Genomic DNA, 13,381 nt, shown 5'->3' with positions numbered 1-13,381 from the left:
AAGCTTGCGTAATTCCCGTGATCGGTGAATGATCGAAAACCCGGCCTTGCCAGCGTCATCGTTGGCGAGGCCGTTGCACCTTGAATTCCTCCTATCGATCATGGCGACCATTACTCCTCTCGCAGTGCCCTGTCCGGTTGTCGAATCACTCGACGCCATCCTTCCCGAAGAACCGTTGCTGATGATGGGTGCTGGCCCCGTGCCGATTCCCGCCGCCGTCGCGAAGGCCAACACGGTGGTGATCAATCACCTGGGCGCCACGATGGTGAAGGTGATCGGTCAGGTGAAGACCATGGCACGCTACGTATTCCAGACGAATTCGAAATGGGTGCTCGGTGTCGCGGGGCCGGGTTCTGCCGCGATGGAAATGGCGATCTCCAATCTCGCATGGGAAGGCACGAGAGTGCTGAGCATCAGGAACGGCTTTTTCAGCGAGCGGATGGCGGAGATGGGACGGCGCGTCGGCGCGCGGGTGAGCACGCTGGACGTCACCGACCGGTCGGTTGCGAGCCTCGACCAGATCGCCGAGGCGATTCGCCGCGAGCGCCCGGAGATCGTGACGGTGGTGCAAGGTGAGACGTCGAACACGGTGTGGAATTACCACTTGAAGGACATTGCCGCGTTGGCAAAGGAAGCGGGCGCGCTGGTGATCGTCGACGCGGTGTGTACCTTGAGCACGATGCCTTTGGAGATGGACGCGTGGGGTATCGATGCGGTCATTACCGGCGGGCAGAAGGGCTTGTCGTCGATCCCTGGCGTTTCGTTGATCGCATTTTCCGACGCGGCCTGGGCGCGAGTGAAGGGGCGCACGGCGCCGAATGCGCATTGGTGTTTGGATGCTTCGCTCGCGGAGAATTTCTGGCACAACGCTGGATATCACTACACGGCGCCCGTGTCGGGCGTGCTGGCTTTGCACGAGGCTTTACGGCTGGTTTGCGCCGAGACGCTGGAGAAGCGCTTTGCGCGGCATCTGAAGTGTTCCGTGGCGTTGCAGGAAGGCATCACCGCATTGGGCTTGAACCTGTACGCCCCGCAAGCGTGTCGCCTGAATTCGGTCGTGGGTATCGAGGTGCCGGAAGGGCTGAGCCCTGGCGATATCTGTGGGCATATTTCGCGACAGCATCAGGTGGAGATTTCCGGCTCCTTTGGCTTGCCGATCGTGCGGATTGGTCAGATGGGCGAGCAATGCCGCGAGCACAATCTGTTCAGGACGCTGCACGCGCTGGGCCGCACGATGCTGGATCTGGGCGCGGCAGTGGATTTGCCGGCGGGCGTGGCGGCGTTGGAGAAGTCGTTGTCGGGGGGCGCGCGCGCAGTCGGGAGATAGCGTCGCGCAGTTGCGTCGGATTAAGGGGCGGCGCAGCATGCGCCGCCCGGCTGGAGGCCAAACTATCCGGTCATTTCAGGTAGAGCGCGGGTACCCACGACCCCTCACGCGACGAGAACTGCACCGTTTCGGTGGTCGTATTGCGAATACAGACGCCGATTTGCGGCGCGCCCGCTGCCACTTGTGAAGCGATATAGCTGCTGATGTCGTTGAGCCGCACCTTCGACTCGTTATTCATATAGATGGCGCCGATCTTTGTAGTCGTGCACGCCGCGGCCGTTGGCAGGTGGGTCGCGTCGTCCCAAGTCGTGGTCGCCGCGTAGAGTTGCAGCATGAAGGCGTTGGTATCCGTCACGTTTTGCCCTAGCGTTTCCAGATCGGAACTCGCGTAGGGATAGTCGTTGAGGTTGGCCGGCGTCGGGAACTTGAGCAGCACGATGGTGCCGGGCGCCGAGACGAGCGTGGCATCTGTCGGGTGTGCTACGCCGCTCGCATCCAGCCACACGTCAGCGCTCGCTTTCGAGTAGTAGGTTGGAATGCTCTTGGAGCAGGTCGAGCCCTGAATGGCGCCCATGTTCATGCAGGTGTCGATTATGTATTGCATCGAGTCGGTCTTCCAGGCGCTGATGAAATCGCCGTGCGCCGTGTACATGCCGCCCCACTGCGGCACCCATTGCCCATTCATCAGCATCGGATCCATCGACAGTTGCGCCGTCGACAAATCCGGATCCTGCCCAAGGCTGTACTGGACATTCATTTGCAGTTCAGGAATCTTGGCGGGATAGCCGCTCGGGCACGTGCCGTCGGTGTTCCGGTAGGCCATGTTCGAAATGCCGCTCGCCAGATTCGGCACCAGCGTCTTGCCGTCCCAGCAATCCGGGAAATGCACCGAGATGTCGAGTTGCGAATAGGTGCCGCTACTGTCGGTGACGACCGGGCAGTTGGTGGGCGCGACCGTGGTGTACGAGCCGCCGCGGCACAGGAAGTTGATATGCGGGTTCGGTGCGGTGCCCATGTGATTTCCTGCCAGCATTTCGAGCCCGGCCGGGATCGGCTGAACCTGGACCACCGGCTGATCGTTCCTGTAGTAGGTCTTCTGGAAATCCGGTACGACGATCCCCGAGGCCCGTTTCAACTGTGGCACCCAGTACGCGGACGGATCGGCGGCTGAATCGCAGGTCGTGACCTTGTTGCTGTTTAGCGAAGCGTAAGTGCTGTAGGCATCGGTGCCTGGATTGCCGAAGAAATCATGCACCATTGCCTGGCCGGGCTGCCCCGGGTGAATGATGGGATCATCCGGCAACGTATGCGAATACGTGCAGTTCACGTTGAATTCGTTGCCGGCATGCGCGGCGCCCGCCGCCAGCATGAGCACGATCCAGATCACGACGCGCACTTTCATAAACCACTCCTGACAGGTGAGTTGACTCGATGCCGAAGCTTGTCTTCGAATTTAATTGATTAGGAATGTTGAACGAATGGCCGGAAATAATGCCGTTCGTGACGAAGGAAATCGTAGGCGATCCGCAGAAAAAATGACAGCGCGATCGCAAACTTTATACCAATCGGATAAACCCCGTTTGTCGTTGTGTCGGCTGCGTTAGCTTGTTCCGGAAGATCCGTTGCCATTGTTCCAGATCATTGGACAATTTTCGTTTCGTGAGAGATTCGGATGGCGAATCAAAAGAATGAGTGGGCAACGGTTTCGGGCTGGGCTTCCGCGCCGGGGGATGTGTCAGTTGTCGTCGAGGACGTGATCGCCACGAATGGGCGACGCTCACGCAAGGCATGGCGAAATATTCGAGTCGCATATCGAGCGGTGCGTCTCCCAGCGCGATTGCCCGCTCTCTTCAAGGCGTGCGGAATCGCGGCGCTATCGACTGCGCAATTCCATTCAGCGATTTAGCTTGTCTAAAACTCAGGTCGCCGCAGGTGCATTCGGCGCCCGCACACTGCGCAGATACATCATCGTCGACAGCACGACCGCCATTGCGGAAGCCATCGCTGCAAACAGAAACACCGAGCCATAGCCGAACTCCCCAGCGATATACCCGGCCAACGGCCCGGTAATCCCCAGCGAGAGATCGAGAAACACGGAATAGGCTGACAAGGCCGCGCCACGGCTGGCGGGCGGCACGAGCCCCACGGCTTCAACGCCCAGGGCGGGGAACACCAGAGCAAACCCAAACCCGGTCAATGCCGCCCCAGCAAGGGCGATATGCGGCTCGGGCGCCAGCCACAACATCAACAGCCCGGCGCATTCAAACGAAAACGACGCAATCGCGACCCGGAATCCACCGTAAGCCTTGATCGTGTTGGCGAACAACAGGCGCGCGCCGATGAACAGCGTGCCGAAAACAGTCAACGACAAAGCCGCATTGGGCCAATGCCGCGCGGCATAAAACAACGTGATGAAAGTCGCAATCGACCCAAAGCCGGCCGAGCCCAGCGCCAGCCCGATTCCATGTGGCAGCACCCGCGTGAACACGCTCCGGTACGACATCCGCTCGCCATGCACGATCGGCACCGGCGCGATGGGCCGTGCCAGATAAAAACCGAGCGCCGCCAGCAGAATCACCAGAATGCCCAACGCGGCGAATCCGATTGTGTGCGCAATCGCCACGCCGAGCGGCGCGCCAATTGCGAGCGCGCCGTAAGTCGCGATGCCGTTCCACGAAATCACCCGGGCATTGTTGCTCGTACCTACCCGGCCAATGCCCCACAAAATTGCGCCGGTGCCGCACAGGCTTTCGCCGAAACCGAGCATGAGACGGCTACACACCAGCAATCCTAGGCTCAACACCGGCCAGCGCACGCACAACACGGCCAGCAGCAACAAAATCCCGCTCGCGCCGCAACCCAGCAAGCCGATCGACACCGTCCGCTTCGGCCCCAACGTGTCGGCCGAGCGGCCGGCCAGCGGCCGCGAAGCCAGCGTCGCCAGGTACTGCACGCTGATTGCCGCACCGGCCAGAACCGCGCTGTAACCCAGATCGTCATGGACGTAGCCAGGCAGCACGGCGAGCGGAATTCCGATCGTCAGGTAGCAAAGAAACGTGAAAAAGACGACCGGAATGATCTGCATGGTCGTCGAAAATTCGCTGCGAGGTGTCGCTGAGTCGGTGGACATGGGGAAAACGAGACTTGAAAACGGCGGAAAGGCGTGATTTTCCCATGGAACCGATTCTCTTGCAGGAGTTGCTTAATAGTTTTGGCGCCTGAATAACGGTGCCGGATCCCTACAGTGGTCGTTTCATCCGTTTTCACCCTGCGCGAGCGGTCCTCTCATGCGCTTCGGATGAAATGGCCATGATTGATGGTGGCGGTTATCATTCAATTTGTATAAAAATATGGCAAAACAGCCATATCAACATAAGCCAGCCGATCCTCAAAACCATCTCTATATCGTTTCGCGGATATGTCCCGCATGCGATCCCTGCTATGGGTTGTATTTATTGACGGTGATAGTTTTCGAATCATCATCGCAGCACGTCCCCACGGACCCAGAACATTGAGAGTAACGAGACATGACTGAGCCGATTCGCTTCTACCACCGCAACGCGATCCGTGAGATCAAGGATGCGCCCGTCACCCGCACCGTCTTGCAGTATTTGCGCGAAGACGTGCATTGCACCGGCACCAAGGAAGGGTGTGCCGAAGGCGACTGCGGCGCGTGCACGGTCGTGATCGGCGAGCGCAACGAGGCAGGCGGCGTCGACTTCAAGGCGGTCAACGCCTGCATCCAGTTCGTACCGACGCTGGACGGCAAAGCACTCTTCACCGTCGAAGACCTGCGTCAGCCGGACGGCTCGCTGCATCCGGTGCAGGAAGCGATGGTGGAGTGCCACGGTTCGCAGTGCGGTTTCTGTACGCCGGGGTTCGTGATGTCGATGTGGTCGCTTTACGAAAAGCACGGCCACGAGCATAGCTGCGCGAACAAGACCGTGCCGTCGCGCGACGCGATCAGCAACGCGCTGACCGGCAATCTGTGCCGTTGCACCGGCTATCGTCCGATCGTCGATGCCGCCGTGCGCATGTTCGAAGCCCCGGCGCCGAAAGCGCCCGTCAACGTCGAAGCGCTGTCGAAAACGCTCGCCACGCTCGAGCGCGCCGACACGTTCCACTACCAGCACGCCGGCCAGCAGTTCGCCGCGCCGCGCACCGTTGCCGCGCTCGCGAAAATCAAGGAAGCCGCACCGGCTACCCGTATTCTCGCCGGCAGCACGGACATCGGCTTGTGGGTCACGAAGATGATGCGTGAGCTGGGCAACATCGTCTACGTCGGCCAGATTGCCGAGCTGCAAAAGCTCGAAACCAATGGCGACTGGATCGAGATCGGCGCGGGCGTCAGCGTGGAAAAGGCGTACGGGGAAATCGCGAAGCAATATCCGGAACTCACCGAAATGTGGCAACGCTTTGCGTCGCTGCCGATCCGCAATGCCGGCACGCTCGGCGGCAACATCGCCAACGGCTCGCCGATCGGCGATTCGATGCCTGGCCTGATCGCGATCGGCGCGCATGTGATCGTGCGCGGCGGCGAGATCGAACGCGAAATGCCGCTCGAGGATCTGTACCTCGCGTACCAGAAGAAGGACATGGCGGAGCATGAGTTCGTCGTCGGGCTCAAGGTGCCGACCCGCATCGGCGCGCGCAAAAACCTGCAGTTCCGCACCTACAAGCTGTCGAAGCGTTTCGACTCGGACATCTCGGCCGTGTGCGCCGCGTTCTCTTTCATCGCCGACGGCAACGTGATTCGTGAGCCGCGTATCGCGTTCGGCGGCATGGCCGCCACCTCGAAGCGCGCGACGCACGCTGAAGCCGTGCTGCGCGACGCCGAATGGCACGAAGCTACCGCGCAGGCCGCGATGCTCGCGCTCGGCAACGACTACGCGCCGCTTAGCGATATGCGCGCGACCAGCAATTACCGTCTTGAAGCGGCGAAGAACACGTTGTACCGCTTCTGGCTCGAAACGCGTCCGAACAATCCGCTGCCCAAGAGCGCACTGGATGTTCGTGCAGTTGCCGCTGCCTGCGCCCCGGCCGGCGCGAGCGCCTGAGACGCCAAGAATACGGAGAACACAGAATGAATCAGCACGCCGAACCGTTCCTGAAAGACCTTCAGGATCTCGACGACTTTACCCAGGTCCACGTCTCACGTCCGCACGAGTCTGCGCATTTGCACGTGAGCGGCCGCGCTACTTACACGGACGACATCCCGACGCTCGCCGGCACGCTGCACGCCGCGCTCGGCCTGTCGCCGAAAGCGCACGCGAAGATCGTCTCGATGTCGCTCGACAAAGTGCGCGCCACGCCCGGCGTGGTCGCGATCTTCACCGCTGAGGATTTCCCCGGCGTCAACGACGTGGGCCCGATCATCCACGGCGACGATCCGATTCTCGCGGACGGCCTCGTGCAATACGTCGGCCAGCCGATGTTCATCGTGGTCGCGATCTCGCACGAAACCGCGCGTCTGGCTGCGCGTCGCGCCGAAGTTGTCTACGAAGAGTTGCCCGCGATTCTCACCGCACAACAGGCCCGCGCCGCGAATCAACACGTCTTGCCGCCGATGAAACTCGCGCGCGGCGAAGCCGGCACGAAAATCGCCCGTGCGGCGCATCGCGAAGCCGGCGAGATGCTGCTCGGCGGCCAGGAACAGTTCTACCTGGAAGGCCAGATTTCGTACGCGGTGCCGAAGGACGACGACGGCATGCACGTCTACTGTTCGACGCAGCACCCGACCGAAATGCAGCACATGGTCGCGCACGCGTTGGGTGTGGCGTCGCACAACGTGCTGATCGAATGCCGCCGCATGGGCGGCGGCTTTGGCGGCAAGGAATCGCAATCGGGTCTGTTCGCCTGCTGCGCGGCGCTGGCCGCATGGAAGCTGCTGTGCCCGGTGAAACTGCGTCCGGACCGCGACGACGACATGATGGTCACCGGCAAGCGTCACGACTTCCACTACACCTATGAAGTGGGCTACGACGACAAGGGTGTGATCGACGGCGTGACGGTCGACATGACTTCGCGTTGCGGCTTCTCCGCCGATCTGTCCGGTCCGGTGATGACGCGTGCGCTGTGCCACTTCGACAACGCGTACTGGTTGTCCGACGTGACGATCGACGGCTTCTGCGGCAAGACCAATACGCAATCGAATACCGCGTTCCGCGGCTTCGGCGGTCCGCAAGGCGCGTTCGCGATCGAGTACATCATGGACAACGTCGCGCGTTCGGTCGGCGAGGATTCGCTCGACGTGCGCCGTCGCAATCTGTATGGCAAGACTGAGCGTAACCAGACGCCGTACGGTCAGGTGGTCGAAGACAACGTCATTCACGAACTGATCGACGAGCTCGAAGCGACCAGCGAATATCGCGCGCGCCGTGCGGCGATCAACGAGTTCAATTCGAATAACGAAGTACTGAAGAAGGGTATGGCGCTGACGCCTGTCAAGTTCGGCATCGCGTTCAACGTGACCCACTTCAACCAGGCCGGCGCGCTGGTACACATCTATACCGACGGTTCGGTGCTGGTGAATCACGGCGGCACCGAAATGGGCCAGGGTTTGAACACGAAGGTGGCGCAGGTCGTCGCACATGAACTGGGCATCGGCTTTAACCGCATCCGTGTCACCGCAACGGACACGAGCAAGATCGCCAATACGTCGGCGACCGCTGCATCGACCGGTTCGGACCTGAACGGCAAAGCGGCACAAGATGCCGCGCGGCAGTTGCGCGAACGTCTGTCGGCTTTCGCTGCGGAGCGCTTCGGCGCGGGTCAGGTGAGCGCCTCGGAAGTGCGTTTCGTGCACGATCGCGTGGTGGTCGGCGAGATGATCGTGCCGTTCGAAGAAGTGATCGCGAAGGCCTACGTTGCGCGTATCCAGTTGTGGTCGGACGGTTTCTACGCGACGCCGAAGCTCTACTGGGATCAATCGAAGCTGCAAGGCCGGCCGTTCTACTACTATTCGTACGGCGCGGCCGTGTCGGAAGTGGTGATCGATACGCTGACCGGCGAAATGCGCGTGCTGCGCGCGGACGCCTCGCATGACGTGGGCGCGTCGCTGAATCCGGCGCTCGACGTCGGCCAGGTGGAAGGCGCATTCATCCAGGGCATGGGTTGGCTTACGACCGAAGAACTGTGGTGGAACACCGGCGGCAAGCTGATGACGCACGCACCGTCCACCTACAAGATTCCGACCGTCAACGATACGCCGCCTGATTTCCGCGTACGTCTCTTCAAGAATCGCAATGCGGAGGACAGCATCCATCGTTCGAAGGCGACCGGCGAACCGCCGCTGCTGCTGCCGTTCTCGGTGTTCTTTGCCGTGCGCGATGCAGTATCGGCCGTGGGTAACCACAAGGTCAATCCGCCGCTGAATGCGCCTGCCACAAGCGAGGAAATCCTCAAGGCAGTCGGCGCAGTGCGGGCGGCAACCGCGGCGGCGCGGCAGTAACATACATCGAAACCAACTGGATTGATCGCCATGAACGATTTCTCTTCCGTTCAGATCGGCCGGCGCAGCGCCGTGGAAGCACCGCGTCCGGCGCCGATGCACATCGTGCTGTTCGGCGCGGGACATGTCGGCCATGCGCTCGTCACGCTGCTCGGCCGCTTGCCGTGCGTTGTCCAGTGGGTCGATGAGCGCGACGAACTGTTCCCCGACGAAACACCTGCCAACGTGCAGATCGAAGCGACCGACACGCCTGATGCAATCGTCGACACGGCGCCTCCCGGCTCGTATTTCCTCGTGATGACACATAATCACGCGCTCGACTTTTCGCTCGCTGCGCGCATCATGCGGCGGCGCGATTTCACCTACTTCGGCATGATCGGTTCGAAGACCAAGCGGGTGAAATTCGAGCGTCGTTTGCTCGATCGCGGCGTGGATCTGGACCGGCTGGTGGAGATGACGTGTCCGATCGGCGTGACCGGCATTGTCGATAAAGCGCCTGCGGCGATCGCGGTTGCGGTGTGCGCTGAGTTGCTGCAGATTCGGTCGCGGCAAGCCGCGGCGCAGGCGGCAACGCTGAAGCTTTGCGCGAGCGTGTAGGCGGGCAGTGGGTTCAACGCAAGGCTTGCAACGTGAATCGCTTAAGATAAAAGCATGCAGCGTAAAGCGGTCAATGTAAGGGCGTTCAGATTACGCCCCAATGCCGCCAAACTTCAAACCACAACGTCAGCCCGCCGCGACTGACGTTTCCTTTTTCGCCGGCCGTTTCGCGCGCCGCACCTTCTGCGCCACCAATCCATCTGATACTTGCGACATCAGCGTGCGCAGCCAGCCGACATCGCTCGGCCGGTCCGGCTGCGGATGCCATAGCTGATAACACTTGATGCGTGGAAACGGAATCGGCACTTCGACCACCGCGAGCGGCAGGATGCCCGCATAGTGCATCGCGAAACGGCGTGTGGTCGTAAAGATCAGATCCGACTGCAGCAGCGTCTGCGGCACAAGGCCGAAGTAGGGCAGCGTGGCGACGATGCGCCGCTCGGCGCGGGCCCGCGCGAATCCGATGTCGACAGCGCCGCCGCTCGCGCCGCTATAAGGCGTCGGCGCGAGATGTGGTGCGGCGAGATACGCTTCGCGCGTCATCGGCGTGCGTGCGAGCGGATGGTCGGCGCGCATCAGGCATACCACCGTGTCGGAGAACAGGTCGCTGCGCTCGAAACGCAGATCCGGCTTCGGCCAGTTACCGATCACCAGATCGAGTTCGCCCGCATCGAGCGCAGCCGAATGGTCGAGCATCGGGCTCAGGGAATCGATCTCCAGACGCGCATGCGGCGCCGCTTCGCGAAATTGCGCGATCACGGTGGGCATGAAGAAGTCGTTCAGATAATCCGGCGCGGCCACGCGGAAGGTGCGGCGCGAGCGTCCGGGATCGAAGTCGCCGTGCGGCGTCGCAACGAAATCGACTTCGCGCAGCACACGTTGCGCCGAGGCCAGCAAGGATTCGCCGTATTCGGTCGGCACCATGCCCGATTTGCCGCGCACGAGTATCGGGTCGTTCAGCGTCTCGCGCAGTTTGCGCAGCGCGGTGCTGATGGCCGGCTGGGTCTGATTCAGACGCAGTGCGGTTTGCGTGACGCTGCGCTCGACGATCAGCGTGCGCAGCACGCGCACGAGCCAGATATCGAGGGAAGCGGCGGAATCGTCCATGGTTTAGGCGAGGCGATGCAAGCAGGTCGGGCCCGGATGAAGCGTCGGTCGGAGCCGCCCGCGAGCCAGATCGCGAGAGCGAGGCGCAAAGGTTATAACCTTAGGCCCGTTTGCGGTGTGGCGGCATAGCAGGCACGGTATGGCCGGCATCAGGACGCCCTTTTTGACGCAATCAAATCTGAAAAGACATGCGCGGGCGCAAGCGCGGCATACCTGTTTGCATGAATCTTACGTCTTGCTTTCGCTCAGTTGTCCGCAAAGCCTGAAGGCAGCGAGCTGACCCGCTTCACTTCCTTCGAATCGAGCCAGTTCGGCGTGCGTGCGCAATACAGCACCATCGGCAACGCGTCTTCGCCCCAGAACAACTGGTCGTTCAGACGGAAGGTCGGTACGCCGTACACGCCCAGACCGATTGCATCCGTGGTGTTGCGCTGCAATTGCGCTGTCACCTCTTCGTTCTTGATGAGTTCCGGGCCGTCCGGCATACCGACGCGCTCGCACAGTTCGGCGAACGCTGCATCGCTCGACGGATCGCGGCCTTCGCGCCAGATGAAACGGAAAATTTCGCGTACGAAGCTGATGTCGCCCTTCGCCGCGGTGGCGAGCAGGAGCGGCTTCATCGATTCGAACGGATGGGCCGGTGGCATCTTGAACGGAATGCCGAGTTGCTCCGCGCGAAACAGCGCGTGACGATACAGGAACGTGCGTTTGGCGGGCACGCTGTAAGCGGGCCGCTGGCCCCAGTGGCGATAGAGGTCGTTCAGCACGACTGGCGTGAACGCGAAGTCGAAGCCCGGCCATTTGTCGTGTTGCTCGAGCAACAGGTAGGTGAACGGCGAGACAAAGTCGTAAAACCACTGCGGTTGCCTGGCGTCGATGCCAACGGTCATAAATGTCTCCCGAATTGCCTGTTCCGAACGGTGTCGTCTGCTGGACCGTCGGAATTGTAATGATCTTACGCGGTGCGGCCGCCGCTTGCACCGTTCAATATGGTTTCCTGGGCGGAGCGGCCGGCCGGAGGCTCGTCTGCCTCGGCGGCTCCCCGTGCCTCAGGTGATTCAGTGGCGTCGTCGTCTTCTGATGCGCGCGCTGCAGTGGGCGGCGGCGGCCCGTCGCCGGGTTCGGCCTCTGCATCGCGCTGAGCCTCGCGGCTATGCGTGAGCCGCTCGCGCACGAAACCGATATGCTCGCGCAGCACGTAGAACTGATCCGCATAGGCGAGCGGCATTTTCAGACCGTTCACCGACTCTTCAATCGTGTCGAGCCGCTCGATCAGCGACGCGCGTTCGGCGGCCGAGTATTCGCTGAGCGCGCTTCGCTCGATCGCGATCAGCGCGCCGTACCAGCGGTAGATGCGCGATTTCACCCGCCATGCATAGAGCGCCGGCACGAGACGCAGCGCCGGAATCAGCAGCACGATCAACGGCACCACGACCACCAGCAAACGGTCCGCGAGACTCGCCAGCCAGAACGGCAGGACCCGGTAGAGGAAGCTCTTGCCTGACTTGTAGTAACGGGCAGCGTCGTCGCTGATCGGGAAATCGTGTGCGAGCGGGGCGGGGAATTCGCCGGCGCGCTGCATGACGTTCGCCTTGCCGTGGACCTCGCGCGCCGCTTCGATCAGCAGATCGGAAAGCGCGGGATGCAGCGAGTCGCGCGCCACCAGTTCGACGGTCGGCGCCACCATATGAATCGGCGCGGACGGCAGATTCTTGCCGAGGTCGAACGCACCCATCGGCATCTCGAGCTGCGTCAGATACGGAAAACGGCGGGTGTAGGCATCGGCCTGGGTGAAGTCGTAGAACTGCACATTCGGCGTGCGATAAAGCTTGCCCATCACCGCCGGTTGCGCCGAATCGCCGGCCAGAAAAGCCGCGTCGATTTTGCCGGCGACGAGGGCCTGGGCGGCGTCGTCGCCCGAGAGCGGCAACAGCTTGGTCGGGCCGCCCGGCACGATGCCGTTTGCCTTGAGCAGCGCGAGCGCCAGCTCACGCGTGCCGCTGCCCTCGGCGCCGACGGCGAGCCGCAAGCCCTTGAATTCGGAGAGGCGCGCGACCGTCGGCCCGTGATAGAAGATCGCCAGCGGTACATAGGCCACGCTGCCGAGCGACATCAGGTCTCCGCTCACCGGGCCGGGTGAGACGCCGTCCTGAACGAAGCCGACGTCGACGTTCGAGTTCGGGTCCGAGAGCCGTTTGAGATTCTGCAGCGAACCTTCCGAGGACAACACGTTCAGCGTGATACGGTTGCGCGCCAGAATCGCCTTGTACTTCTGCGCCGCATTCCAGAAGGTGCTGCCTTCGGGGCCGGCGCTGATCGTCAGCGTACTGGGCGGGGCGGGCTGGATCAGGCGCACGGCGACCCAGATCGCCGCGACGGCGATCAGCAGGATCGGCCCGAACGAGACTGCCAGATCGCGCCAGGAGATCGCCACGAAACGGGCGACGAGACGGGGAGGGCGTTTGCGGCCGGTGGCTGGCTTCATCTGGTGACGTGACGGCTACGGTCGAAAGTGAACAGGGTGGCGGCGTTCTGCGGCGCGCGAACCGGGGCGAGGCGTTTGCGTCGTGCCGGGCTGGCCGCCGCAAAATATGCATAAGATGCACAAGCCGCGCGGCAGTGCATGTCGCGCCGATGGTACCTGAGAATCGCGCGGCGGCGCAGCGTCCGGCCGAGGCGGGCTCCGTCAAACCCGTAACAATTCGTGAACGACGCGTGAACGACGCGTGAACGACGCGTGAACGGCGGATAAACGGCCCATGAACCACGCCCGGACCCAAATATGAACGGCGCATGAAAAAAACACGGTCCAAGCCTCCACGGCAACCAGCAGGCACCCCGCGCTATGACTAAACCCTTTGCGCTTCTGGCGCGGCTAGATTAAATTGTGGATCGCTGCC

The 13,381-nt window shown here is 62.0% G+C and carries 9 protein-coding genes; 4 read left to right on the top strand and 5 right to left on the bottom strand.

The genetic code is table 11. From position 1 onward, the window contains the following. Positions 1-100 precede the first annotated feature (100 nt). Positions 101-1,327, top strand: coding sequence for an alanine--glyoxylate aminotransferase family protein (locus VFE81_RS04015; RefSeq protein ID WP_325043355.1), 1,227 nt, complete (start codon positions 101-103; stop codon positions 1,325-1,327). Between the two features lie 70 nt (positions 1,328-1,397). On the opposite strand, the gene VFE81_RS04010 is transcribed toward VFE81_RS04015, so the two are convergent. Both VFE81_RS04010 and VFE81_RS04005 read right to left on the bottom strand, forming a co-directional pair. After that, on the bottom strand, positions 1,398-2,729 hold the full coding sequence (locus tag VFE81_RS04010; RefSeq protein WP_325043354.1) for a DUF1996 domain-containing protein: 1,332 nt from the start codon (positions 2,727-2,729) through the stop codon (positions 1,398-1,400). 516 nt (positions 2,730-3,245) lie between these two features. Further along, positions 3,246-4,457: an MFS transporter gene (locus tag VFE81_RS04005; protein ID WP_325043353.1), complete on the bottom strand. Its 1,212-nt coding sequence runs from the start codon at positions 4,455-4,457 to the stop codon at positions 3,246-3,248. Positions 4,458-4,854: 397 nt separating this feature from the next. Here VFE81_RS04005 and xdhA point away from each other — a divergent pair, with 397 nt between their 5' ends. The 3 genes from xdhA to xdhC are packed head-to-tail and all read left to right on the top strand — an operon-like array spanning position 4,855 to position 9,374. Then, positions 4,855-6,384 carry a xanthine dehydrogenase small subunit gene (xdhA, locus tag VFE81_RS04000; protein ID WP_325043352.1) on the top strand — a complete coding sequence of 510 codons (1,530 nt, stop codon included), beginning with the start codon at positions 4,855-4,857 and terminating at the stop codon, positions 6,382-6,384. Positions 6,385-6,410: 26 nt separating this feature from the next. Then, positions 6,411-8,777 (top strand): xanthine dehydrogenase molybdopterin binding subunit, encoded by a 2,367-nt coding sequence (gene xdhB / locus VFE81_RS03995; protein ID WP_325043351.1) that lies wholly within the window; start codon positions 6,411-6,413, stop codon positions 8,775-8,777. 30 nt (positions 8,778-8,807) lie between these two features. Beyond that, positions 8,808-9,374, top strand: a complete 567-nt coding sequence (gene xdhC, locus VFE81_RS03990; protein WP_325043350.1) for a xanthine dehydrogenase accessory protein XdhC — start codon at positions 8,808-8,810, stop codon at positions 9,372-9,374. Between the two features lie 126 nt (positions 9,375-9,500). Here the strand turns inward: xdhC and VFE81_RS03985 are convergent, their stop codons facing one another. From VFE81_RS03985 to VFE81_RS03975, 3 genes are all read right to left on the bottom strand, one after another. Next, positions 9,501-10,481 (bottom strand): LysR substrate-binding domain-containing protein, encoded by a 981-nt coding sequence (locus tag VFE81_RS03985; protein ID WP_325043349.1) that lies wholly within the window; start codon positions 10,479-10,481, stop codon positions 9,501-9,503. Positions 10,482-10,726: 245 nt separating this feature from the next. Next, positions 10,727-11,371 (bottom strand): 2-hydroxychromene-2-carboxylate isomerase, encoded by a 645-nt coding sequence (locus tag VFE81_RS03980; protein WP_325043348.1) that lies wholly within the window; start codon positions 11,369-11,371, stop codon positions 10,727-10,729. Between the two features lie 65 nt (positions 11,372-11,436). Beyond that, on the bottom strand, positions 11,437-12,966 hold the full coding sequence (locus tag VFE81_RS03975; protein WP_325043347.1) for a TAXI family TRAP transporter solute-binding subunit: 1,530 nt from the start codon (positions 12,964-12,966) through the stop codon (positions 11,437-11,439). Positions 12,967-13,381 lie beyond the last annotated feature (415 nt).

This window comes from Paraburkholderia sp. (assembly GCF_035656215.1).
Lineage (GTDB): Bacteria > Pseudomonadota > Gammaproteobacteria > Burkholderiales > Burkholderiaceae > Paraburkholderia.
Note: the sequence above shows the minus strand (reverse complement) of the source record. Positions and strands in the feature narration are given on the sequence as shown.

What these genes read in the sequence shown, in the direction of transcription:
- VFE81_RS04015 (WP_325043355.1), top strand. Translation starts at nt 101, where the DNA reads ATGGCGACCATTACTCCTCTCGCAGTGCCCTGTCCGGTTGTCGAATCA.
- VFE81_RS04010 (WP_325043354.1), bottom strand. Translation starts at nt 2,729, where the DNA reads ATGAAAGTGCGCGTCGTGATCTGGATCGTGCTCATGCTGGCGGCGGGC.
- VFE81_RS04005 (WP_325043353.1), bottom strand. Translation starts at nt 4,457, where the DNA reads ATGTCCACCGACTCAGCGACACCTCGCAGCGAATTTTCGACGACCATG.
- xdhA (WP_325043352.1), top strand. Translation starts at nt 4,855, where the DNA reads ATGACTGAGCCGATTCGCTTCTACCACCGCAACGCGATCCGTGAGATC.
- xdhB (WP_325043351.1), top strand. Translation starts at nt 6,411, where the DNA reads ATGAATCAGCACGCCGAACCGTTCCTGAAAGACCTTCAGGATCTCGAC.
- xdhC (WP_325043350.1), top strand. Translation starts at nt 8,808, where the DNA reads ATGAACGATTTCTCTTCCGTTCAGATCGGCCGGCGCAGCGCCGTGGAA.
- VFE81_RS03985 (WP_325043349.1), bottom strand. Translation starts at nt 10,481, where the DNA reads ATGGACGATTCCGCCGCTTCCCTCGATATCTGGCTCGTGCGCGTGCTG.
- VFE81_RS03980 (WP_325043348.1), bottom strand. Translation starts at nt 11,371, where the DNA reads ATGACCGTTGGCATCGACGCCAGGCAACCGCAGTGGTTTTACGACTTT.
- VFE81_RS03975 (WP_325043347.1), bottom strand. Translation starts at nt 12,966, where the DNA reads ATGAAGCCAGCCACCGGCCGCAAACGCCCTCCCCGTCTCGTCGCCCGT.